The following is a 24,309-nucleotide window of genomic DNA, read 5'->3' on the forward strand; positions in this document are numbered from 1 at the left end:
GTGAGCGCGTGGTGTCGTTGCTGGCGATGCTGTGCGCTCGCGGCGACGCGGTCGCGTGGTTGCGGCGATTGCCGGACCCTGATGCGGCGCGTGGATTGGACGCGCTGGTACGCGACTACGCGGTGTCCTCGGTGGAGTGCCCGACGCGGCGATCGCATTCGCCCGACCTCGACAATCGCAATATCAATGTCGCGCCGGGAATGCCCGACCCGTGTATCGCGAGTACCGCGCCGATAGCGAAGGCATCAACGACTGCCGCAACGCATACCGCACGGGTTTCGACTTCACTCTCCGCCTCGCCGCGCGCCGTTGCGCGCCTGCTTGCGGCCGCGCCGGAGTTGCTCAGCGCCCGCTTGGGTGCGCAGGCGCAACGTCTGCTCGCGCATGCGCGGGTGGCGATGCACGATCCGAACTGGCTGCGCAGCCGGGAATTCGTCGACACTTTGAACCGCTGGATCGATTCGCAGGCCGCCGCCGGGATCGAACCCGCCGCGCCCGCGCGCCATGAACCTGCGATCGGCGACATCCGCGATACGAGACCCGGCGCTTCACCGCCTGTCCGCATCATCGGCGCACGCGAGGCGTTCGTGGCAGAGCAGTCTCGAACGTATCAGGCGGCTGCGTCTGATCGGGAAGTGCTTCGTCGATCTGCCGCAACCACGGTCCAGCCACGTGTAATCGCTACAGAACCGGATCTGCCGGCAACATCCACGCAGGCTGGACTGCCCGCAGCCACGAGCGAGCCCGACACACAAGAAAGGATCGAACCAACCGCTTCCGACCGCGCAACAAACATGGACGCCGCCGAAACCGGAACCATCCCCTCGCCCACCCTCGATCCAGCGACGCAAATCAATGACTCGCCAACGCCGTCGCCACCCGAGCCTTTTGGCGACGAACACAGCGCGCACGCCATCGACACCGAGTTCGGCGGGTTGTTGTATCTACTCAACGTCGCCCTGGCGCTCGAGTTGTACGGCGACTTCACTTCGCCGCGCACGCCGGGCATCGCGCTTTCGCCATGGGACTGGCTGGCGATGATCGCACGCGCCTGGTTCGGCGCCGCGTTCCGCAACGACCCGTTGGACGCCGTATTGGCGAAGTTGGCCGGTCGCGGCGCACATCAATCACCCGGCGCCGATTTCGAGCCCGGCCGCGACGGTTCGATGCCGGACGCTTGGCTGCGGCCCTGGGGCGAAATGGATCGCCTCGGTTATCGCGCCGACGCGGACCGACTGCTCATATGGCACCCGCAAGGTTTCGTCGTGTTCGACCAGCCGCGCGATCGCGCGCTCTCGCCCGCCGTTCAAGCCGCGAACCTGTGCGCCACGCGCGAGTCTCTGCGCGGCGCCACGCTGCAACGCATGCTCCGTTCGCCATCGCCGGCCCATTCGCGGCGACCGGCCCAGCGCTGGCTCGATCGCCTGCTGCCGTACCTGCATGCGCGCATCGCACTCGCACTCGGCCTGGACGCGGGCGACGCCGATCTTCCGGCGCAAGTCTGTCGCCATCGCGCGCGGGTGCGCTGCGACCTCACCCACCTGGACGTGCATCTGTCGCTGGCCAGCCTGCCGCTGTCGCTGCGCATCGCCGGGCTGGATCGCGATCCGGGCTGGATTCCCGCGGCCGGACGCAGCATCCGCTTCCATTTCGATGGCGCCGGCTTCGACAGCACCGGCTCCGACACGATCAGCCCCGACCGCATCGTCCGCGTTGGAGACCGCGCATGAACGCCCTGCCCGCCGCGACCACCGCCGACGTCTTCGCCGATTGTCCCTATCGCGCCGACCAACACCTCAAGCTCGCCTCGTACGTGGTGATCGCGCGCTTGACCGAAGCCTGCGCCGAGGACGTCGACACGGCGATACAACTGCATCCGTTCCTGGCCGACTACGTCGAGGAAATCGTAAGCACCTTGGGTCACGTCGATGCGCTCGCGCTGCACTGGCGCGCGGCGCTGAGCGCCTGGGAACAAGCCGCGCACGACAGCCAAACGTCCCTGCCCCTGCTCGCCTTGCAACGCGCCGGCCTGTGTTCGCTGGATCTGGAACTGCTGCTCGCGGTCGGCCTGATCGAGGAAGACCCGCGCTTCGGCGCACTGTTCGAACACGCCCATCGCGACCAGGCGCAGGAGCGCCACGGCGGATTCGACGCCGGCCTGCGCCGCGACGGCCGTCCCAGCTTCGGCCTGTTGATGGCCTGGTGGCGCGACCACGACGGCGGCGACAGCGTCGATCCGGTGCGGCGTTCGCTGCACCGGTTGATCGAACTGGGACTGCTGCAATTGCCCAACCAGGACGCGCCGCGACCGGACTGGACGCCCACAGTGCAGTTGGCCGTGTGGGACGGATTACGCGGCGAACTCACCGCCACCCGCTGGCTGCGGCATCTGCCGCGCGCGCAGTTGCCGCGCTTGCACGATTACATCGCGCCCACCGACGACCTGCACTGCGAACTGCTGTTGCAGGCGCTGCGCAGCGAGGCGGCGGCGCCGACCCTGCTGATCCGCGGCGCGCTGCGCAACGGCCGCAAGACCCTGGCCGGCGTGCTCGCGCACGCCCTCGGCAAGGATCTGCTGTGGGCCGACGCCAGCGTGTTCGAAGACGAAAGCCGCTGGCGTTTGTTCGGCGTGCTCGCTGCGATGCTCGACGCGGTGCCGGCGATCGAAGCCGATTCGGTGCCCGGCGAAACCCGGCAACTGGCCGCCTTGCCCCTGGTCGACGCGCCCTTGCTGGTGGTCACCAACCGTCAGGGCGCCTGGTCCTGCGCCGGCAATCGGCCGGTGCTCGATGTGGAACTACCGCTGCCAGGCCCGGAGCAGCGGACGGCGCATTGGCGTGCCTGCCTGCCGCAGGCGTCGGCGCAGAGCTTAAGCGAACTGGCCGGATGGCGGCGCCTGTCCAGCGGCCATCTGCGTCAGGTCGCGGCCAGCGCGAGCGCCTTCGCGCGACTGGCGCAACGCGAGCAACCGCTGCGCGAGGACCTGCGCCGCGCCTGCCGCGGCCTGCCGACCGCGCGCCTGGACACGCTGGCGACGCGATTGCCGGCCGAAGGTTCACTGAGCGAACTGATCGTCGACGACCTCACCCGCGACGAGATCGACGCGCTCGTCACCCGTTGCCAATGGCGCGAGCCGCTGGCTGGCGCGTCAGCCACGGTCGCGTTGGGCGGGGTCGGCGTGCGCGCCTTGTTCGCCGGCCCCAGCGGCACCGGCAAGACCCTGGCCGCGCGCATGCTCGCGGTCGAACTGGGCAAGGACGTGTACCGCATCGACCTGGCTTCGGCTGTCAACAAATACCTCGGCGAAACCGAGAAGAATCTCGACCGCGCGCTCAGCGCCGCCGAGGAACTCGACGTGGTGCTGCTGCTCGACGAAGGCGACGCGCTGATGGCCAACCGCACCGACGTCGGCTCCTCGCACGACCGCTACGCCAATCTGGAAACCAATTTCCTGCTGCAGCGGATCGAATCGTTCGAAGGCATCCTGGTGGTCACCAGCAACGCCGCCGATCGCATCGACCGCGCCTTCGCCCGGCGCATGGACGTGGTAATCAACTTCCGCGCGCCCGACGCGTGGCGGCGCTACGAAATCGTGCGCCTGCACCTGGGCGACAGCGACTGCGACGAGACCTGGCTGCAGGACGCGGCCAGCCGCTGCGCGCTCAGCGGCGGCCAGTGGCGCAACGTGGTCGTGCATGCGCGCCTGCTCGCCCTGCGCAGCGGCGGGCCGCTCGGCACCGCGCACCTGCAGGCGGCGCTGGCGCGCGAGTACCGCAAGATCGGCGGCAACTGCCCGATGCGCGTGAGCGAGCGCGAGCAGCGCCCGCTCGCATCCTCGCTCGCCCGTTCGGTCACACCCTCGATCACACCGTCGATTCCGGGCGCCTGACCCATGGCCGTCGCGCGCATCGCCAAGCGGGCCGATCCGCGTTCCGATCCACGCTATAAGCGCGTGGTGTCCAAGCTCGAGGCCGACACCCGAAAACTCAAGCAACACCCGCCGCCGGCGCGCAAGTCCGACGAATCGGCCAAGGCCGCCAAGGGCCCGGCCAACGAAAAAGCCGCCGGCGCGCGCGCCAAGCAGGTCGACAAGCTCGAACAAAGCGACACGCCCAAGCCGCAGACCGCCAGCTTCCTGTCGATGCTGCGCGCGGAAATCGAAAAGGTGATGCCCAAGACCCTGGGCGACACCGAGAGATTCATGAAGGGCGGCTCGGGCAACGACATCAAGAGCTCGCTCAAGGGCGAAGTCGGCAACCAGAAACAAGCCGCGACCGGCGACCTCAAGCAGAACTCCGGCGCCGCGCCGTCGGAAGCCGGCGTCGCCGCCAAACCGGTCACGCCGATTCCGCCCGAACCCGGCACGCCCGCGCCGCAGGTCGACGCCGCCGCGGCCATGCCCGCGCCCAAGCCGGCCGCGGAGATTTCGCTGGCGGACAGCAAGACCGAGGTCGCCGAGGCCAAGAAGTCGACCAAGCAGACCGAAACCCGCCTGAGCAACGCCAACGACCCGCGTTTCTCGGCGGTGATGAAAGCGGAAAAAGCCGTGCACAAACAGGCCGACGCCGGCCCGGCGCAATACCGCGGCAAGGAAGCGGCGACGCTCGGCAAGGCCGGCGCGCAGGCCAAGGGCGTCGCCGGCAAGGGCGTGAGCAGCCTGCTGGCGACCAAGGGCGGCAGCAAGACCAAGGTCGCATCCAAGCAGGAACAGCAGAAGGCGCGCGAAGAACTGGAACTGAGCAAGTTCAGCAACTTCGTCGTCGCCACCTTCAACGCCGCCAAGGCCGCGGTCGACAAACGCCTGGAGAGGCTCGACACCACGGTCAATACCCTGTTCGATCAAGGCACCGACGCGGCCTTGAACAGCATGAAGAGCTACGTCGAGGACGCACTGTTCAAGTACAAGCTCGAGCGTTATCTGCTGATGCCCGGCGGCTCGCTGTTGTGGATCAGGGACCAGATCCTCGACCTGCCGCCGGAGGTCAACCGCTTCTACGCGGCCGGACGCAAGCTGTTCACCTCGGCGATGGACGCATTGGCGGTCAAGGTCGCCAACCTGGTCGAGCGCGAACTGGCCGCGGCCAAGAACGACGTCGCCCAGGCCCAGGGCAAGATCGCCGCCGCCCAGGCCGCGCTGTCGCCGGCGGTGCGCGCGCGCGGCGCGCAACTCACCGCCGAGTACGCCGACAAGTTCGGCGAACTCAAGTCCGGTATCGACGACAAGAAACAACAGCTCGCCGAAGGCCTCGCGCAGAAGTACAAGGAAGCCTTCGACAAGGCCGACGAAGCGCTCAAGGCGATCCAGGACGCGAACAAGGGCCTGGTCACCCAGGCCAAGGAGAAGATCGCCGAAGTCGCCAAGGCCTTGATGGAATTCAAGGACAAGCTGATGGGCATCCTGCGCAAGGGCCAGGAAACCATCGACCTGATCCTCGACAACCCCGGCGGCTTCCTGTCCAACCTGATCGCCGCGGTCAAGGGCGGTTTCGCGGCGTTCGCCGGCAGAATCTGGGACCACCTCAAGAAGGGCTTCATGAAGTGGCTGTTCGGCGCGCTCGCCAGCGCCGGCATCGAGATCCCCGGCGACCTGTCGCTGGTCTCGATCCTCAAGCTGGTGCTCGGCGTGCTCGGCATCACCTACGACCGCATGCGCGCCAAGGCGGTGAAACTGCTCGGTCCGACCGCGGTGACGGTGATAGAGAAACTGGTCGGCTACCTGCAGACCCTGATCGGCGGCGGCCCGGCCGCGCTGTGGGAACAGATCAAGGGCGACCTGTCGAACCTGAAGGAGATGGTGATCGGCGCGATCCAGGACTGGATCGTCACCACCATCGTGCAGAAGGCGGTGGCCAAGGTCGTGTCGATGTTCAACCCGGCGGGAGCGATCATCCAGGCGATCATGATGATCATCAACGTGGTGATGTTCGTGATCGAACGCGCCGCGCAGATCATGGAATTCGTCGAATCGGTCATCAACTCGATCCACGCCATCGCCACCGGCTCGATCGGCGGCGCGATCAGCAAGGTCGAACAGGCGCTGGGCAACGCGGTGCCGATCCTGATCGGCTTCCTGGCCGCATTGATCGGCCTGGGCGGCATCAGCGCCAAGATCAAGGGCTTCATCCTCAAGGTCCAGGCCAAGGTCGATCAGGCGATCGACAAGGTGATCAAGAAGGCGGTCGCCTATATCAAGAAGTTCCTCGGCGCGATCAAGGCCGGGGTGATGAAGGTGCTGAACTGGTGGAAGAAGAAGAAACCGGTCAGCGGCGGCGGCGAACAGCACACCCTGACCTTCGAGGGCAGCGGCGGCGGCGCCCGCCTGGTGCTGCGCTCGACCCCGGAAAAACCCTCGACCTTCCTCGACCGCGCCGCCGACGCGCGCAGCGTCACCGCGGCCAAGCGCAAGGGGCCCATCGGCACCACCAAGAGCCACGAAAAGGCCATCGCCAGCCTGCAGAAACAGCTCGCTGTGTTCGACGACAACAACAAGGCCGCCGCGGCCGGCAAGTCGGCCAACGAGGCCGACAAGCTGATGGGCGACCTGGACAGCAAGCTCGGCACGATGAGCGCGCACATCTCCGGCACCCTGACCACCTGGGGCGCCAAGGACGAGCCGATCAAGAAGTTCTCGCTGCCGCGTTCGACCTTCTCGGTCGAGCACAAACGCAAGGTCGCCGCCCAGCACACGAAGAAAACCGATCTGCGCCGCAATGCCGACAAGGAGATGATCAACCTGCGCAAGGGCCTTGCGCGCCGCCACATCGTGTCCTCGTTCGACATGTCCGCTCACTACGCTTCGTTCCTGGTCGGCAAGAAATGGTCCGAAGGCAAGATGCTGCTGGAACAGCGCGCCTCGATCGGCGAAGCGCGCACCCCGGTCAACTCGCCGCTCAACCAGGCCGCGATCGTCGACGCCGCGTCCCGGCGCTACGGCAACTTCTTCGGCTACACCAAGAACCTTTTCATCGGCAACAGCCGCGAGAACAGCGCGATCCAGCAGCACCTCGACGCCGGGCACCCGGACATGGCCGAAACCCAGCTGCGCAATCACGTGCGCCGGATCAAGCGGTCCTGGGCGATCGATCCGTCGATGAACATTTCCGAGTTGTGACCATGGACGCGACCCTGCCGTCTTGCCGTCCGACACCCGCCTTGCGCGACTACCGCGACACCCTGCGCGGCGCCGACATCGTGGTCTGCGGCTGCGGCCCGTCGCTGCTGGAACTGCACCGTCCGCACGACCTGCTGACGATAGGCGTCAACGATGTCGGCCGTCTGTTCGATCCGACCTGTCTGGTCGTGCTCAATCCGCGCCAGCAGTTCAAGGGCGATCGCTACGCCTTCGTCGAGCGGTCCAATGCGCGAGTCCTGTTCACCCAGCTCGAACTCGGCGCGGTGCGGCCGCCGGTGGTGCGTTTCCGCCTGGGCCAGTACGGCGGCGTCGACGCCGAGGCCGACGGCGTACTGCATTACAGCCAGAACTCGCCGTATGTGGCGGTGCGCCTGGCCGCGTTGATGGGCGCGCGCCGGATCGGCCTGATCGGGGTGGACTTCACCGACGATCATTTCTTCGCCATCACCGGGCGGCATTCGCTGGCCGGCCGCCTCAAGGAAATCGATGCGCAGTACGGCCGCCTGGCAACGGCACTGCGGCGAGGCGGCGTCGAGTTGATCAACCTCAGTTCGGTCAGCCGGCTGACCGCGTTGCCGCGCGGCCGTATCGACGACCCAGGCTGGTACGAACGCCCCGCGGCGACGACGCGCGCTGCCGTTTCGGCCGAACCTGTCGCCCTTCCCGCACCCGCCCGCATCGCGCAGGCCCGGAGTCCCAGCATGAAAGTCGCGATCGAAAAACGTTCCGCCGGCCTGGTCGGCGATCTGCTCGACACCCTCGCCCGCTCGGCCGCCGAACTGGGCCACAGCGTGGTGCGCGATCCGCGCGCCAGCGCGCGCAACCCGCGCGTGCTGTCGATCGTCTGGAACGGGCGCGGCTACAGCACTTCCGGGCCGACCCTGTACTGCGAGCACGGTTGGTTGCCGCGCTGGGATTACCAGATCAGTCCGCGCGGCATCAACGCCGATTCGCATGCCGCGCCGTTCGCGTGGGACGGCCAGCCGCTCGACCCCGAACGCGATGCCGAACTCGAGCAGCGCCTGGATGCGATCAAGTCGACCGCGTTCAGCGGCTACTACCAGTACATGCAGGCCAGCGGCCCGGCCGCGAGCAACCTGCCCGCGCAGTTCCTGCTGGTGCCGCTGCAGATCGAGTCCGACACCAACATAGTCCGTCATGCGCCGGCGCGTCTGCGCACGATGCAGGCCCTGATCGATCACGTCTCGCGCATGGACCCGCCGTGGCCGGTGATCTTCAAGCAGCATCCGGCCGATGCGCGCACCGGCAATCGGCATCTGCGTTTGCAGCTGCGTCGCCGGCAGGATCTGCTGTGGCCGCAGACCCGCGGCAATATCCACGAGATGCTGCGCAGCGGCGCCTGCCGCGGCATTCTCACCCTCAACAGCAATGTCGCCCACGATGGTTTGCTGTGGGACGTGCCGGCGATCGTGCTGGGGCGCAATGTGTGGCCGAGCCGGGGCGCGAACCCGCCGCTTATCAACGATCCGTTCCTCACCGAAGCGCCGCGCGATTGGTCGCAGTTGCAGGCCAGCGTGGACGACCCACAGGCGCGCGCCTGTCGCCGCGCCTATGCGTGGCATCTGATCGCGCATCAGATCAGCCTGGCCGAAGCCGCCGAGCCGCAACGTGTCGCCGGCCTGCTGGAACTGGCGCTGCGCGAACGGCCGATGCCGCGCACCGGCTCGGTGATCGTGCGGCCGCCGCCGCGCGCGATCGTGACCCGCGCGGCCAAACCGCAGCCGCCCGCGCCGCCGGTCGTCAACGTGGTCGCCGAACACAAAGGCTGGCTGTTCGAACATTGGAAACAGGCGCTGGCCGCAACGCCGCTGCCGGGGTATCGAGTCGCGGCGAGCGAACGGCCCTTGGCCCAGGCCGATGCGTGGATCTTCCTGCGCGCCAGCGAAGCCGGCCGCGCGCCCGATCCGATGCGCAGCCTGGTGCAGCTGCACGATCTGGGCGACGCGGAGTTGTACCGCTCCGGCGGCGTGCGCGCCGATGTCGCGCGTTGCGGCGGCCTGATGCTCGCGCATCCCGATCAACAGCGCGTGCTCGCCGAAGCCGGCATCGATCTGTCGCGGCGACGCTGGCGCATGCAGCCGGTCGGCTGGGGCGATGGCGCGCCGTTGTCGATCAATCGCGATGGGCCGGCGCAACTCGGCTGGGTAGGACGGCCCGGCAAATGGTCGCCCGATGCGACATCGGATAACGATCCCAGCGGGCTGAGCGAATTCGTCGCCGCGGTGAAACTCGCACGCCGGCCGCTGCGGGTGGTGCTGGTCGGCGAACGCCTCGATGCGGCCGCGCGCGAACTCAAGCGCGCCGGCATCGAGTGCGCGCTGTGGCCGGTGTCGCGGCATCCACTGTCGCGCTGCGCGGAGTGGATCGCGCGCCTGGACGCGGTCGTCGTCAACGGCCGCACCGATTGCAGTCCGTGGCCGCTGTTCGACGCGCTGCGTGCCGGCGTGCCGGTGATCGCGCCGCATGTGGGCTGGGCGCCGCAATGGCTCGGCGACGGCGAACGCGGCCAGCTGGTCGACGACGTGACCGCGATGGCGCAGGCGATCGATGAGGTCGTCGCCCAACGCGACATCTGGCAGCAACGCCGCCAACAGATGCCGCCGCAATGCCCCGAGTTCGGCATGCGTGCGTGGCTCGATACGAACCTGCGTCTGGCGGCGGAACTGGCGCAAGGCCAAGCCGAAGACAAACAGCGGGCGGTCGCATGAAATCGCTGGCCCGTCCCGCCCGCGCCAGACGGTTGCTGCGCGTCGTTACAAAATCGCCGGCGCCGCCGTGGCTGGGCGACCAGGCCCTGTCGTTGCTGCTGCGAGACTACAGCTTCGACAGCGTGCTCGATGTCGGCTGCGGCAACGGCCGTCAGGCCCAGCACCTGCGCGCCCACGGCAAGCAGGTCACCACGATCTCGTTCGAAGCCTACGGCGGCTTCGCTCCGGACTTCGTCGGCGATTTCGACGACTACGCCAGCGAGCAGCGCTTCGATGTGGTGTGGTGCTCGCACGCGCTGGAGCACCAGCCCAACGTCGGCCGCTTTCTGCAGCGGCTGCTGCATTTCGCCAAGCCCGACGGGCTGCTCGCGATCACCGTGCCGCCGGCGCGGCCGCGCATCGTCGGTGGGCACCTGACCCTGTGGAACGCCGGATTGCTGCTGTACAACCTGATCGTCGCCGGCATCGACTGCCGCGACGCGCGGCTCAAGACCTACGGCTACAACCTGTCGGTGATCGTGCCGGCGCGGCGCGCGCAGTTGCCGGCGCTGCGCCACGATGCCGGCGATATCGAGCGGCTCGCGGCATTCTTCCCCATGCCGGTGCGGCAGGGCTTCGACGGAAGGATCGAACAGATCGGTTGGGACCGGCCGCCGCGCTGACCGCCGCGGCGGCTAGTCAGCGCGGCCCGCGCGCTAGCGCATCGCGCAACACGGCCATCGATCACGCAATGGGCCATTGAATACGATTGCAGCCGCCGGTGCTGCACTGCGGCTACGCCGTAGAGTCGATCGCGCGCCATGCCGGGCGCGTAGCGGAACTCAGCGCGATGCACACTGCCAAGCACACATGGATGCAAGCATGGATCATGGCCGCCGGATGGATGCTCGCATCGCTCCTTGGCCTGCACACGGGTGCGGCGCGGGCCGCGATCGACAGCCAGCAACTGGGCGCGCGCTACGACGCGGGCCAGGCCAATCTCAACTTCCGCGTGTATTCCTCGCGCGCCACCCGGATCGAAGTGTGGCTGTACAAGACGCCGTCGGGCGCGCAGGAAGTCGCCAAGCTGGTGTTGACCAAGGACGCGGCCAGCCAGGTGTGGTCGAAGTCGGTCGCGGTGACGACGATCAAGAACAGCTACGGCATCACCGGCACGGTCTACTACGGCTATCGCGCCTGGGGCCCTAACTGGCCGTACAACGCGGCCTGGACCAAGGGCAGCGGCACCGGTTTCCTCAGCGATGTCGACAGCGCCGGCAACCGCTTCAATCCGAACAAGCTGCTGCTCGATCCGTATGCGCGCGAGATCAGCCAAGACCCGAACACCGCCGCCTGCACCGACGGCACCATCTACGCCAGCGGCGCGACCCATCGCAACAAGGACAGCGGCGCCTGCGCGAGCAAGGGCGTGGCGCTGTTGGCCGACACCACTTCGATCGGCAGCAAACCCACGCGCGCGCTCAAGGATGAGGTGATCTACGAAGTGCACGTGCGCGGCCTGACCCGCAACGACACAAGCGTGCCCGCGGCCGAACGCGGCACCTACCAGGGCGCCGCGCGCAAGGCCGCGGCGCTGGCCGCGCTCGGCGTCACCGCGGTGGAATTCTTGCCGGTGCAGGAGACCCAGAACGACCAGAACGATGTCGATCCGAATTCGACCACGGGCGACAACTACTGGGGCTACATGACCCTGAACTATTTCGCGCCCGACCGCCGCTACGCCTTCGACAAGAGCGCCGGCGGCCCGACCCGCGAATGGAAGGCGATGGTCAAGGCGTTCCACGACGCCGGCATCAAGGTCTATATCGACGTGGTCTACAACCACACCGGCGAAGGCGGCCCCTGGGGCGGCAGCGACGGTCTGACCGTGTACAACCTGCTGTCGTTCCGCGGCCTGGACAACCCGGCTTATTACTCGCTCAGCAGCGATTTCCAGTACCCGTGGGACAACACCGGCGTCGGCGGCAACTACAACACCCGCCATCCGATCGCGCAGAATCTGATCGTCGATTCGCTGGCCTACTGGCGCGATACGCTCGGCGTGGACGGCTTCCGTTTCGATCTGGCCTCGGTGCTGGGCAACAGCTGCCAGCACGGCTGCTTCAACTTCGACAAGACCGACAGCGGCAACGCGCTCAACCGCATCAGCGCCGAGCTGCCGCCGCGCGCGGCCGGCGGCGGCGCCGGCATCGACCTGATCGCCGAACCGTGGGCGATCGGCGGCAATTCGTATCAGGTCGGCAATTTCCCGGCCGGCTGGGCGGAATGGAATGGCCTGTACCGCGACGCGCTGCGCAAGAAGCAGAACAAGCTCGGGGTCGAAACGGTCACGCCCGGCACATTGGCCTCGCGCTTTTCCGGTTCCAGCGATCTGTACGGCGACGACGGCCGCAAGCCCTGGCATTCGATCAACTTCATGGTCGCCCACGACGGCTTCACCTTGAACGATCTGTACGCCTACGACAGCAAGCAGAACAACCAGCCCTGGCCGTACGGCCCGTCCGACGGCGGCGAAGACCACAACCTGAGCTGGAATCAGGGCGGCGTGGTCGCCGAACAGCGCAAGGCCGCGCGCACCGGGCTTGCCTTCGTGCTGCTCAGCGCGGGCGTGCCGATGATGACCGGTGGCGACGAAGCGCTGCGCACCCAGTTCGGCAACAACAATACCTACAACCTGGATTCGGCGGCGAACTGGCTGTACTGGACGCGCAGCAGCATCGAGGCCGACCACGAGACCTACACCAAGCGCATGATCGCGTTCCGCAAGGCGCATCCGGCGTTGCGTCCGATCGGCTTCTATTCCGGCGTGGACAACAACGGCAACGTCATGGAGCAGTTGCGCTGGTTCAAGCCCGACGGCGCCCAGGCCGACAGCGCGTACTTCAACGGCAGCGATAACCATGCGCTGGCGTGGCGTATCGACGGCAGCGAGTTCGGCGACAGCGCGAGCGCGATCTACGTCGCCTACAACGGCTGGTCGGGTCCGGTGAATTTCGTCCTGCCGTGGGCGGGAACCGGAAAGCAGTGGTATCGGGTGACGGATACGGCGACCTGGAACGAGGGGCCGAACACGGTGGCCTTGCCTGGCAGCGAGACGCTGATCGGCGGGGAGAATACGACGTATGCGATGCAGGGGAGGTCGGTGTTGGTGTTGGTGGCTAAGTGAGGTGGGTGGGGTTTTGATTCGGGATTCGGGATTCGGGATTCGGGATTCGGGATTCGGGATTCGGGATTCGGGATTCGGGATTGGTAGTTGGGAGCCGGGAGCCGGGAGCCGGGAGCCGGGAGCCGGAAATATGGAAGCAGGAATCGTCCAGAACTTCAGCGCGACACCTCAGTTCTTCATTCCCGCCTTCGCGGGAATGACTTCTGGATAGATGACGCTGAAGCCTCTGGACATTCGGCGATGTGGTTGGCGTCGTGGCTGTAGGTTCGCGGTCGCGGCTTGCGCCGCTCCTACAGGTAGGCCATGTCGCTTTTGCCTGGTCCTGAAGCGGCGCTGGATGAACTGCGCGACTTCAAGCGCAAGCCGAACTACATGCCCTACCTGTAGGAGCGGCGCAAGCCGCGACCGCGAATCTACAACGTCCACGCAAACACGATGTCGCATAGCCAACACGCATCGCGATGCTTCGCCACCGACCCTAATCAAACGCCAACCCAGCTCACCCATCCAACCCCCGCATCGTCGCCCGCATCGGCACCGCCACGTCCCGCATCGGATTCGATACCGCCAGATACCGGCTCGGCGGCATCCCGATCAGCCGCTTGAACATGGTGGTGAACGCCGATGCGCTCTCGTAACCCAGGTCCAGCGCCAAGGCGGTGATCGCCTCGCCCGCGGCCAGCCGCGGCAAGGCCGCGAAGATCGCCGCCTGCCGGCACCACTGGGCGAAACTCGTCCCGGTTTCTGCGCGAAAACGCCGAGTGAAGGTGCGCCGGCTCATCGCCAGATCCGCGCACCAGTCGTCGATGCTGTCGTGCGGCGACGGATGCGCCAGATAAGCGCGGCAACGCTTGGCCAGGCGCGGATCGGCCGGAAACGGAATGTCCAGCGGCAGCACCGGCGCGCGTTCGATCTCATGCACGATCAACGAATAAATCAGGTCCGGACGCGAACCGCTGCCGGACTCGCTCTGCAACGGCAGATCCAGCGTTTCCAGCAGCAATTGCCGCATCAGCGGCGACACCCCGATCACCCGGCAATCGCGCGGCAACGCGGCGCTGACCTCGGGTTCGATGTAGATGCTGCGCGTGCTGATCTGCGCCAGCACATGTACGTCGTGGGCCATGCCGGACGGAACCCAGGCCGCGCGCTCGGGCGGCACGATCCAGCGCCCGGTCTCGGTGCCCACCACCATGATCCCGTGCGCGGCGTACAGCAGTTGCGAGCGCCGATGCTTGTGGCGCGCGATGCGGTGGTGGCTGGGGTACTCGTTCGAGGTCGCGACGATACGGCCGGGCAATTGGTCGGCCAGGATCGCTTGCACGTTGCGCATTGGCCCGATCTCGCAGATTGTTGACCTGAATGATAGTGCGGGCAGTGTCGCGACGGCGTCTACTGGTCAGCGCAGCAGGTACCTCTCGAACGCGACGCCGATTCAGACGCCCTCGCCCGACAGCCGCCGACCGCAGTCCCGTTCTCTCCTGGCCCCGCCCATGACCACCCTGGATGCCCCCGCCGCGGCAACGGCCGACCTAGTCGACGCGCCGACGGTCGCTCACGTTCCGCCATTCGACGCCGCGCCCGCGCCGGCCGCCGAAACCGCCAACAAGATCGCTTTGCCGATCCTGGCGATGCTCAGCGTCTGCCATCTGCTCAACGACATGATCCAGTCGCTGCTGCCGGCGCTGTACCCGTTGCTCAAGCAATCGTTCCAGCTCGATTTCGGCCAGATCGGCCTGATCACCCTGACTTTCCAGGTCACCGCTTCGTTGCTGCAGCCGCTGGTCGGCATCTACACCGACAAGCGCCCGATGCCGTACTCGCTGGCGATCGGCATGGGTTTCACTTTGACCGGCCTGCTGTTGCTGTCACGCGCAACCACGTTCCCGATGCTGCTGTTGGCCGCGGCGCTGGTCGGTTCGGGCTCGTCGGTGTTCCATCCCGAATCCTCGCGGGTCGCGCGCATGGCCTCCGGCGGCCGCCACGGTCTTGCGCAGTCGCTGTTCCAGGTCGGCGGCAACGTCGGTTCGGCGCTCGGGCCCTTGCTCGCGGCTTACATCGTGATGCCGCGCGGCCAGGGCAGCGTCGCCTGGTTCGCGTTCGCCGCGCTCGCCGCGATCGTGATCCTCAGCCGCATCGGCCTGTGGTATCGCGAACAGATCCCGGCCCACCGCAAGGCGCGCGCGCATGCGGTCGCGCGGCCGACGCTGCCGCGCAAGACCATCGCCATGACCCTGGCGGTGCTCGGCGTGCTGATCTTCTCCAAGTATTTCTACATGGCCAGCCTGTCGAGCTACTACACCTTCTACCTGATGGAGAAATTCCATCTGACCGCGCGCGATGCGCAGTTGCACCTGTTCGTGTTCCTCGGCGCGGTCGCCGCCGGCACGTTGCTTGGCGGGCCGATCGGCGACCGCATCGGCCGTCGCTACGTGATCTGGTTTTCGATCCTCGGCGTGTTGCCGTTCACCCTGATGCTGCCGCACGCCAACCTGCTGTGGACCACGGTGCTGACGGTGGTGATCGGGCTGGTGCTGTCGTCGGCGTTCGCGGCGATCCTGGTGTACGCGCAGGAGCTGATCCCCGGCCGCACCGGCATGATCGCCGGCCTGTTCTTCGGTTTCGCCTTCGGCATGGGCGGCCTGGGCGCGGCGGCGCTGGGCCAGCTGGCCGACCATATCGGCATCGAAGCGGTCTACGGCCTGTGCGCCTACCTGCCGGCGATCGGCCTGATGGCGTGGTTCCTGCCCAAGCTGGAGAAGCATCCGGGCTGACCGCGGCGTCTGTCGAAGCGCGCGCCTTGCAAGCCGCGCGCGCGCCCACAGATTCGTGTCTCAGATAGCGGGATTACCGCCGGGCACGATGGCGCATGCATCAGGCTTCCTTCTTCGACAGCGAACCGCAGCAACCGGTGCAGGACGCCGAGGGCGGCCTGCGCTATCTGCCCGGCGTGTTCGATCCGCGGTGGTGCGAACGCCTGTTCGACATCCTGCTGACCCACGCCGCATGGACCTCGCAGCAACGCATGATGTACGAGCGACTGGTCGAGGTGCCGCGACGCATGGCCAGCTACCGTCTCGACCAGGATGCATTGCCGCCGCTGCTGGCTGACACCGCGCAACGGGTCGCGCAGGTGCTGCACGCGCCGTTCAACAGCGTCGGCCTGAACCTGTATCGCGACGGCCACGACAGCGTCGCGCCGCATAACGACAAAGTGCATGACCTCGCGCCCGGCCAACCGATCGCGGTGCTGTCGCTGGGCGCGACCCGGCGCATGACCATCCGCGCCAAGCGCGAACCGCGCGAGTGCTGGCATATGCAGCTGGAAGCCGGCAGCCTGGTGGTGATGAGCCACGCCTCGCAGTTCCACTACGACCACGGCATTCCCAAGGCACCGGGCGTGCTGGATCCGCGCATCAGCCTGGCGTTTCGGGTGCGAAGGTTCTGACCGCGGCCCCACGCCACCGAGCAACCAACCCGCCGCGATCAATCCGCCGCAATCAGTCGGCCGTCGAAGCCTGCAAGGCCACCGCCAGCGCCGCATCGCCGGACACCAGATCGGTCCAGCTCAGCGCCAGCCCTTTTCTGTGTCCTTTCGCATTGAGCTTGAGGCCTTCGCGATCGAGGATCAGCGTGTAGGGTTTGCCGTCGATCTCCACTTCACGGCGCAAGGGTCTGTCGAGCGGGGTCATGATCGTAGGCTCCAATGAGTGAGCTCGGTGCGGCGGTTTATGCCGGCCGATCGCCGCGATACCAGTCGAGCAGCGCCTGCGGCAGGCGCGGTTCCAGGTCGATCTCCAGCGCGACATGCGCATCGAGCGCGTCGATCAGGTTGCGCCGCAGTGGGCCGAGTTCCGGGCGCCGCAGCCAGTCCAGGTCGCCTTGCAGTTGCGCCAGCAGCATCGAGCCGCGTTCGAACAACTGATCGCCCTGCGCCGCCAGTTCACGCGCGAACCAGCCGCGCGACGGCCGATGCACGGTGTGTCCCTGAGCCTCGAGCAAATCGGCCTGCCCGGCCAAGGCCGCGTAAGCGCCGCGATACCACTCGCTGTGACCGCCGGCTTCGCGGCGAATCGTCAACGGCGCCGGCGCGTTGTGCTCGAGCAAGGCATGGCGAAAACGAAGCTCCAGGTCGCGCGCATCGCGCACGGTCTCGGTTTCGATCAGAAAGGCGCGGTCCAGGTCGAAGAATTCGAAATAGCGCGCCTGCAGCGCCTGCGCCCGCGCCAAGGGATTGCGCGAGAACCCCAGCTTCAGCAGATCCTCGTAAGCGCAGGGCAACACGTAGACATGGCAAACGCCCTCGCTGCAGCCGGGGCCGGTGTCTGGATTGCGGGTGTGCAGGAACGACATACCGGCATGATTCCGCATCGGCGTCTCAGCGGCCGAGCTTGCCGCCGCGCCGTCACGGTCGCTGCGGGGGCTCGGCGAACGCGCGTTCGTCGGACTGGATGGGATGGATGTCGAGAATCTCGTCGATCCACAGATAACGGCTGCCGTTGGCGATCTCGGGATCGTCCAGCCGCACGACCGCGTTGATGCCTTCGTTGCCGTCGCTGTCGAGAAAGGTCTGCAGGCTCGGACGCACGGTCACGACCGCGGACTGACGGCTTCCATCGATCAATACGATGTCGACCAGGCCCGCGTCCGGCAAGCGCGCGATCAACTGGCGCAATCGCTCGATATCGGCGGGATCGGTGTAGACGCGGTCGGCTGTCTGGGTCATCGCGAATTCTCCGTGGCGGGCGGACCGGAGGTTCCGGCCCGCCCTTGCCGCTGAACGCATACCGCCGAAGCGGGCATGCCGGTGAAGCGAATAGCGCCGAAACCACGTCAGTCGACAGGCGCCGGCGCGCATGGACATTTCACGCGCCGACGCCCGATGACTTACCTGGTTCGCCTTTGCCTTACTCTCGTTCCTCACTTCTCAGCACTGATTACTTTCTCTTCAGGGGCCGATTACTTCTTCGCACTCTTGCCGCCCATCAACCCGCTGGTATCCACGCTCTTGACGCCGTCGATATTGTGCGCGATCGACTTGGCCTTCTCGGCCTGGGCCTTGTCGGCGGTACCCGACAGCTTGACCACGCCGTTGACCGTCTCAACCTTGATGTCGGTGCCCGATACCTCGCTGGACGCCAGCAATTCGGTCTTGACCTTGGTGGTGATCCAGGTGTCGCTGACCGGCTGCGCCGAGTCGTTCTTCGCCGCGGCCGTGGCCGGATCGTTGCCGGTCGGGGTGCCCGCGCTCTGCGCGAACGCGCCGCCCGACAGGGCCAGGGCGAGCACGGCGGTGGCGATGCGGATGGAGTGGGTATGAGTGTTGTTCATCGGGGTATTCCTCGTTGGCTGAGACGCTTGGTCTCGAAGGTCGCTCATTGAAACTGTCGCTTGGAAAGATGTCGCTTGCTGCTGCTTGCATCGAAGGCGCGATGCGATGCGCCCGGTGCGGTCAGTGATGGTCCTTGCGTCCTGATCCCGACTTCTTGCCGCCGTGATCGTGTTTGTTGACGGTGCGCCAGGCCCGCTCTTCGGCTTCCTGCCTGGACACTCCTTGCTCGCGATAGCCGGCTTCGATGTGCTCGGCCTTACGCTTCTGCTTGTCGGTATACGAGGATTTGTCGCCGCGCGGCATGGTCGCTCTCCCTGAAGCCTGTGGGTACGCCACCGAACCTACGCGCGCTCAAGTTAAGAGCAGGCCAGTGCGGTGTTAGCGCGAGGTGTGCGGTTCATCGTCGTCGCGTCACGATGAATCCTTCAGCGAACGACGTTGATCGCGGGCAGATGCCGGTCACATTCGAATAACGGCGCCGCCGTTATCCATGAATCGTCAACGGCGATCGAGCGGAGTGCATTCATGCAACTCATGGATCAGTTGTGGGTGGTCGGCGGCGCCGCGTATGCGATGGTGCTCGGCGGCGCGATCGGATTCGAACGCGAACTCAAGAACCGGCCGGCCGGATTCCGCACGCATATGCTGGTGGCCGGCGCCTCGTCGCTGCTGATCGGCATGGGCCAACTGGCGATGATGGACCCGCGCTTCCGCCTGCCGTTCATGGTGACCATGGACCCGATGCGCCTGGTCGAAGCGGTGATCGGCGGCGTGTCGTTCATCGGCGCGGGCACAATCTTCGCCTGGCGTGGCGGGCGCGACGTCGCCGGGATCACCACCGCGGCCTCGCTGCTGATGGTCGCGGTGATCGGCGCGTGCACCGGCCTGCGCTATCACCTGCTCGCGGTGGCCGCGACGGTGCTGACTTTGCTGGTGCTGACCGTTTTGAACTGGAGCGAGCGTCGCTTCGGGCTCGGGAGAATGACCCGGGTGCAGGGCGACGACGATAGTGGTGGAGATGCGGCACGCGATCAGACGCGACGCGACGAATAGAGTGCTATGACGGATCGAATTCGTGCAGGCGGGACCGGGCTTCGAGCTTCCCTCACCCCGGCCCTCTCCCGCTAGCGGGAGAGGGAGCTAGAGCGGGATAGTCGCAAGGTGGGAGATCGTGCACTGCGGAAGTAGGTCGACTCTACGGTTTCGGGCCAAGGCATTCCGCTAGAGCTTGGGCAATCGCTGCCGGCTCGCCGCATACCCTTCCCACGGATCGCTGCGCAATCGCTTCGCCCTGCTCAGGGCCTTGCCCAGATCGAAATCGGTGGAAGCGCGGCTGCGCGCGAATTCCTCCCAACGCAGCGGCATCGCCACCGGCGCGCCCTCGCGCGCGCGCAGCGACCAGCCGGTGACGCTGGTCGCGCCGCGCGAGTTGCGCAGCCAGTCGATGAAGATGCGGTCCTTGCGCACCGCCTTGGACGCGGTCGCGACATAGCGCAACGGCGAGTTCTCCACCATCGCGTCGGCGAAGGCTTCGCAGAACGCTTTGACCTGCGGCCAGTCCGGCCCGCGCTGGATCGGCACGCATACATGCGCGCCCTTGCCGCCGGACAGACGCACCCAGCTTTCGAGGCCGATTTCGGCCAGACGGTCGCGTACTTCGCGCGCGGCCCGCTTGAGTTCGGTCCAGGCGATGCCTTCGGCCGGGTCGAGATCGAAGATCAGCCGATCGGGCTTGTCCGGCTTGTCGCGGCGCGCGCCCCAGGGATGGAACTCCAGGGTATTCATCTGCACCAGCGCCAGCACGCCGTGGATATCGTCGACATAGACGTAATCGGCTTGGCCCGCGGATTCGCGCAGGCTAACCGGGTGCACATCGGGGCCGAAACCGTCGCTGTGGTGCTTGTGAAAGAAACACTGCGAGCCGATGCCGTCGGGACAGCGCAGCAGCGAGACCGGCCGGTCGATCAGTTCCGGCAACAGCCAGCGCTCGACCGCGCGGTAGTAGTCGGCGACTTCGCCCTTGCTGATCTTCGCGCCCGGAAACACGATGCGCTCGGGATGGGTGATGCGTAGTTCGGACATGCCCTGCTCCTCGGCGGCCGACGCTTTCGTGGATGACCTGCCCGGCGATTTCGCCGCGGATTTCGCAACCGACTTCGCGCGGACATCGACGACGGCGGCGCGCGCCCGTCCGGCCCGATCTTTCTTTGCTGATGCGGCGTCGAGATCGGCGGCGCGCTTGTCCTCGCGCAAGCGCGCGAAGCTGGCCTGCCGGATCAGGCCCTCCTTGCCACGGCCGCGCGAATGCACGTCGATGATCAGTTGCGGTTCGACCCAATGCACGCTGCGCCGCGAGAACGGCACGTGCTCGGGCAATTCGACCGCGGCTTGTTCGGTGTGCAGGCCACGCAGGCGCCGGGTCAGGCTGCGCAAGGTGTCGTCGTTGAAGCCGCTGCCGACCCGGCCGACATACACCAGCCCACCGTTCTCGGGACGCGCCAGCAGCAACGAACCGAAGCCCTGCCGGCTGTTCTTCGGCGGCGTGTAGCCGACCACGATGAATTCCTCGTCGGCCTTGTGCTTGAGCTTGATCCAGGCCTGGCTGCGGCCGCCGCGGTACGGCGCATCGGCGCGCTTGCTGATGATGCCCTCCAGCCCGGCCTTGGCGCTGGCCGCGAGCACCTGATCGGCCGGGCCTTGCACGTGCTCGCTGAAGGCCAGCGGCGAGGCCTCGCCCGCCGCCAGCACCGCGCGCAACAGATCGCGCCGCGCCGACTGCGCGGCGCCGCGCAGGTCCATCCCGTCCAGGTACAACAGATCGAACACGACATAACGCAATGCATCGACCTGCCCGGCTTCGAGCCGCCGCTGCAGTTCGCCGAAATCGCTGTGGCCGGCGCGGTCCTGCGCGATCAGTTCGCCGTCCACGATCGCGCTGCGCAGCGGCAGCGCATCCACCGCCTCGGTCAAGGCCGGGAAGCGTCGGGTCCAATCCAGGCGGTTGCGCGACTCCAGCCGGGTTGTGCGTTGGCGGTACGCGATCAAACGGTAGCCGTCCCATTTGATCTCATGCAGCCAATCGCCGCCGACAGGTGGATGCTCGCGCAGCGTCGCCAGTTGCAGATCGATCTGCGTGGGCATCGTCGCAACCACCGCGCCGGGCAAGGCCAGCGCCTGCTTGCGCCACTCCGTGCTTGCGGTCGATGCGTTCGCGGATGATCTCTTCGCGACAGATTCCTTCGACACGGGCCTGGCTTTCACCGCTCGTGTCGTCGGCTCCGATACATTTTTATCGCTAGCGTTCGCGGCCGTTTTCACCGCCGACTTTTTCACGGCCCGTTTGGCTGTCTTCGTCGCGCCACGCGAACGCGCAGTGCTGATCGGCGTATCTAGACCCGCCCCCATCGCCTCGACCATCGCATCGGCATCGCTGTCTTGCGCATGTTCATCGCTGCGCTTGATCAGCAGCCATTGCCGCTGCCGGCCCGAGGGCCGGGTCCTGACCAAAGTGAAACGGCCGTGCAGGCGGTCGCCGTCCAATTCAAAATCCAGCTTGCCCGCGGCAATCTGTTCCAGCGGGTCGCCGTCGCTGTGCCAGGTGCCGTGATCGAAGATATCGACATGGCCGGCGCCGTAGTGGCCCTGCGGAATGTCGCCTTCGAAACCGGCGTAGTCGAGCGGATGATCCTCGACCTCGACCGCCAGCCGGCGTTCGCCGGCGCGCAGCGACGGGCCCTTCGGCACCGCCCAACTCTTCAGCACGCCGTCGGCTTCCAGGCGGAAATCGTAATGGCGGGCGCGGGCGTGATGCAGTTGCACCACGAAGATCGGTTGCGCGCGGGTGCGCCGCGATCTGGCGCCCGCCTTCGCGCCCGCCTGCTCGACCCCGGGTTCCGGAGTCGCTTCCAGCCGGCGTTTGCGCACGTAGTCGCGCAGGCTCATCGACAACGGTCCATCCGGCGCACGCCAGCCATGGCCTCAGGCCGACTTGCGCGCGCGCTTCTTGGCCGGCGCCTTGCGCGCGGTCTTCTTCGTCGCCTTTTTCGCGGTCTTCTTGGCCGCCTGCGCCGGCGCGGCCTGAGCGCCGCCGCCCTTCTTGCTCAGGCTGCGCTTGAGCAGTTCGGCGAAGTCGATGACGTTGGTCGCCGCGTTCTCGGGCAGCTTGGCTTCGTCGGTGTCCTTGCCGCGCACCACCTTCTTCGACTTGACCCGCTGCTCGATCACCTTGTGCAGGCGCTGGCGGAAATCGTCCTTGTAGCTGTCGGGCTGCCACTGGCTGCTCATCGACTTGATCAGCTGCTCGGCCATGTCGATCTCGCGCGTCGAGATCTTCCACTTCGCCAAGCCGCCCTCGGGCAGTTTGTAATCGGCCGGATCGACCAGTTCCTGGGCATAGCGCAGGATCATCAGCAACAACGCGTCCCCGTGCGGCATCACCGCGGCCAGGTATTCGCGGGTGCGGATCACCACCCGGCCGATCCCGACCTTGCCGCTGCGCTTGAGCACTTCGCGCAGCAGCACATAACCTTTCTCGGCCTTCTTGCCCGGTTCCAGGATGTAGGGCTTTTCGTAGAACTGCGCGCCGATCGTGTCGGCGTCGACGAAGGTGTCGATGTCGACGCTTTCCTTATTGTCCGGCGAGGCCGCGGCGATATCGGCCTCCTCGATCACCACATAACTGCCCTTGTCGTATTCGAAGGCCTTGACGATTTCCTTCCACGGCACTTCCTCGCCGGTTTCCTCGTTGACCCGCTCGTAGCGGATCGGCGCCTTGTTGCGGCTGTCAAGCATGCGGAAATGCAGGTCGACGCGGCGCTCGCCGGTCATCAACTTGACCGGGATGTTGAGCAGGCCGAACGACAGGGTTCCGGTCCAGATCGGGCGGGCCATGGTCAAACCTCGTCTTGGGTGTTGGAGCGGCGGTCGCCGTCGCGACCGCGGGTGTCGGCGTCTTGCCGATCGGTGCGTGGCGGATCGTCGCGATCGTCGTCGTCATCCATGCCGAACGCAGGATCCTCGCAGGCCGCCTTCGCTCCGCCGTCGCGCGCCTTCTTGGCCAGCGCCTCGTAACGCGCGCGGAACTGTTCCAGCGTGACCTCGTCCAGTTCCTCCATGTCCAGCAAGGTGTTGTCGGCGCGGCGCACCGCGCGGATCAGTTCGTCCAGCTTGATCTGCACCGCGGCGGAGTCGCGGTTCTGCGAGTTCTGGATCAGGAACACCATCAGGAAGGTGACGATGGTCGTGCCGGTGTTGATCACCAGTTGCCAGGTGTCGCTGAAACCGAACAGCGGACCGGACACCACCCATACCACCACCACGCCGACCGCGAGTCCGAAGCAGGTCGGATGGCCGGTGAACCGCGCCGCGGCCTTCGCGCCGCGCTCGAAGGCGTGGCGCAGGCTCATGCGTGATGGCCACCGCGCGGACGCAGGCGATCGCGTTGCTCCAGGCGATGCCAGGCCGCTTGAACCATCGGGCGCGCTTCGTCCCAATCGAGCTTGGATACGCCGCGCACCCGCTTGTAGCAGCGGATCAGGTCGTCCTCCATTTCGCGGAAATCGCGGCCGTGCGAACGCATGTAGGCGTCCAGGCCGAGTTTTACCGCCGGTTCGTAATCGCTGTAGCGCAATCCCGGCCGATCGACCAGGACGCGGTACTCGCCGCGCCAGTACAGCAGTTCCGAATCCATGTCGACGACATCGTGCGCCAACACGGAGACCGAAGTTGCCGCCATGCAGGACGCGTCGGCGGACGTGTGAGTAGCGACATGCGGTGCGAGTGATTCGGAATCGCTGGTTCGGTAGCTGTCTACGGGCATGATCGAATCCTCTTGGCGAACGGGGCGCAGGCGATCGAATGACGACTGCATGGACTGGACGGATGAAGTCCGCGAGCAATGCGCGACAGGCCGGATCGGCGACATCGGTTGTGCGCTGCGCGGATCGGTGTG

19 protein-coding genes are annotated in these 24,309 nt (G+C 66.7%); 9 read left to right on the top strand and 10 right to left on the bottom strand.

Annotated features, from left to right (window positions below):
- Positions 1-8 precede the first annotated feature (8 nt).
- The 6 genes from AC3A4T_RS09510 to AC3A4T_RS09535 all read left to right on the top strand — a co-directional run bounded on the left by AC3A4T_RS09510 (position 9) and on the right by AC3A4T_RS09535 (position 13,027).
- Complete coding sequence (locus AC3A4T_RS09510) at positions 9-1,730, top strand: hypothetical protein (RefSeq protein WP_487675162.1); 1,722 nt, start codon at positions 9-11, stop codon at positions 1,728-1,730.
- Positions 1,727-3,889, top strand: a complete 2,163-nt coding sequence (locus AC3A4T_RS09515) for an ATP-binding protein (RefSeq protein ID WP_487675163.1) — start codon at positions 1,727-1,729, stop codon at positions 3,887-3,889. Before AC3A4T_RS09510 ends, AC3A4T_RS09515 begins: the two co-directional genes overlap by 4 nt.
- Before the next feature lie 3 nt (positions 3,890-3,892).
- On the top strand, positions 3,893-7,111 hold the full coding sequence (locus AC3A4T_RS09520; protein ID WP_487675164.1) for a phage tail protein: 3,219 nt from the start codon (positions 3,893-3,895) through the stop codon (positions 7,109-7,111).
- A gap of 2 nt (positions 7,112-7,113) precedes the next feature.
- A complete protein-coding gene (locus tag AC3A4T_RS09525) occupies positions 7,114-9,861 on the top strand; it encodes a glycosyltransferase (RefSeq protein ID WP_487675165.1) in 2,748 nt (915 codons plus the stop codon).
- Positions 9,858-10,523 carry a class I SAM-dependent methyltransferase gene (locus tag AC3A4T_RS09530; protein WP_487675166.1) on the top strand — a complete coding sequence of 222 codons (666 nt, stop codon included), beginning with the start codon at positions 9,858-9,860 and terminating at the stop codon, positions 10,521-10,523. The genes AC3A4T_RS09525 and AC3A4T_RS09530 overlap by 4 nt, the downstream gene beginning before the upstream one ends.
- Before the next feature lie 191 nt (positions 10,524-10,714).
- Positions 10,715-13,027, top strand: a complete 2,313-nt coding sequence (locus AC3A4T_RS09535) for an alpha-amylase family glycosyl hydrolase (RefSeq protein WP_487675167.1) — start codon at positions 10,715-10,717, stop codon at positions 13,025-13,027.
- 499 nt (positions 13,028-13,526) lie between these two features.
- On the opposite strand, the gene AC3A4T_RS09540 is transcribed toward AC3A4T_RS09535, so the two are convergent.
- Entirely contained in the window at positions 13,527-14,360 is an 834-nt protein-coding gene (locus tag AC3A4T_RS09540; RefSeq protein ID WP_487675168.1) for an AraC family transcriptional regulator, read from the bottom strand.
- Between the two features lie 160 nt (positions 14,361-14,520).
- On the opposite strand from AC3A4T_RS09540, the gene AC3A4T_RS09545 reads away from it, so the two are divergent.
- Both AC3A4T_RS09545 and AC3A4T_RS09550 read left to right on the top strand, forming a co-directional pair.
- A complete protein-coding gene (locus AC3A4T_RS09545) occupies positions 14,521-15,801 on the top strand; it encodes an MFS transporter (RefSeq protein ID WP_487675169.1) in 1,281 nt (426 codons plus the stop codon).
- Between the two features lie 95 nt (positions 15,802-15,896).
- Positions 15,897-16,475, top strand: a complete 579-nt coding sequence (locus tag AC3A4T_RS09550; protein WP_487675170.1) for an alpha-ketoglutarate-dependent dioxygenase AlkB family protein — start codon at positions 15,897-15,899, stop codon at positions 16,473-16,475.
- Positions 16,476-16,527: 52 nt separating this feature from the next.
- Here AC3A4T_RS09550 and AC3A4T_RS09555 read toward each other — a convergent pair whose 3' ends face one another.
- From AC3A4T_RS09555 to AC3A4T_RS09575, 5 genes are all read right to left on the bottom strand, one after another.
- Complete coding sequence (locus AC3A4T_RS09555; RefSeq protein WP_487675171.1) at positions 16,528-16,719, bottom strand: hypothetical protein; 192 nt, start codon at positions 16,717-16,719, stop codon at positions 16,528-16,530.
- 37 nt (positions 16,720-16,756) lie between these two features.
- Positions 16,757-17,380 carry a GIY-YIG nuclease family protein gene (locus AC3A4T_RS09560; RefSeq protein WP_487675172.1) on the bottom strand — a complete coding sequence of 208 codons (624 nt, stop codon included), beginning with the start codon at positions 17,378-17,380 and terminating at the stop codon, positions 16,757-16,759.
- 52 nt (positions 17,381-17,432) lie between these two features.
- Entirely contained in the window at positions 17,433-17,753 is a 321-nt protein-coding gene (locus AC3A4T_RS09565) for a DUF3247 family protein (RefSeq protein ID WP_487675173.1), read from the bottom strand.
- 233 nt (positions 17,754-17,986) lie between these two features.
- Positions 17,987-18,358, bottom strand: a complete 372-nt coding sequence (locus AC3A4T_RS09570; protein WP_487675174.1) for a BON domain-containing protein — start codon at positions 18,356-18,358, stop codon at positions 17,987-17,989.
- 121 nt (positions 18,359-18,479) lie between these two features.
- The gene (locus AC3A4T_RS09575) at positions 18,480-18,662 is read right to left on the bottom strand and encodes a hypothetical protein (protein WP_487675175.1); all 183 of its coding nucleotides are present in this window, start codon (positions 18,660-18,662) and stop codon (positions 18,480-18,482) included.
- 222 nt (positions 18,663-18,884) lie between these two features.
- Here AC3A4T_RS09575 and AC3A4T_RS09580 point away from each other — a divergent pair, with 222 nt between their 5' ends.
- Positions 18,885-19,412, top strand: coding sequence for an MgtC/SapB family protein (locus AC3A4T_RS09580; RefSeq protein ID WP_487675176.1), 528 nt, complete (start codon positions 18,885-18,887; stop codon positions 19,410-19,412).
- Positions 19,413-19,580: 168 nt separating this feature from the next.
- Here the strand turns inward: AC3A4T_RS09580 and ligD are convergent, their stop codons facing one another.
- The 4 genes from ligD to AC3A4T_RS09600 are packed head-to-tail and all read right to left on the bottom strand — an operon-like array spanning position 19,581 to position 24,048.
- A complete protein-coding gene (ligD, locus tag AC3A4T_RS09585; RefSeq protein WP_487675177.1) occupies positions 19,581-22,301 on the bottom strand; it encodes a DNA ligase D in 2,721 nt (906 codons plus the stop codon).
- A 36-nt stretch (positions 22,302-22,337) separates the two neighbouring features.
- Entirely contained in the window at positions 22,338-23,249 is a 912-nt protein-coding gene (gene ku, locus AC3A4T_RS09590) for a non-homologous end joining protein Ku (protein ID WP_487675178.1), read from the bottom strand.
- A gap of 2 nt (positions 23,250-23,251) precedes the next feature.
- Positions 23,252-23,764 (bottom strand): low affinity iron permease family protein, encoded by a 513-nt coding sequence (locus AC3A4T_RS09595; protein ID WP_487675179.1) that lies wholly within the window; start codon positions 23,762-23,764, stop codon positions 23,252-23,254.
- Positions 23,761-24,048, bottom strand: a complete 288-nt coding sequence (locus tag AC3A4T_RS09600) for a hypothetical protein (protein WP_487675180.1) — start codon at positions 24,046-24,048, stop codon at positions 23,761-23,763. Before AC3A4T_RS09600 ends, AC3A4T_RS09595 begins: the two co-directional genes overlap by 4 nt.
- Positions 24,049-24,309 lie beyond the last annotated feature (261 nt).

The organism is Lysobacter sp. Soil_N_51, assembly GCF_057655755.1.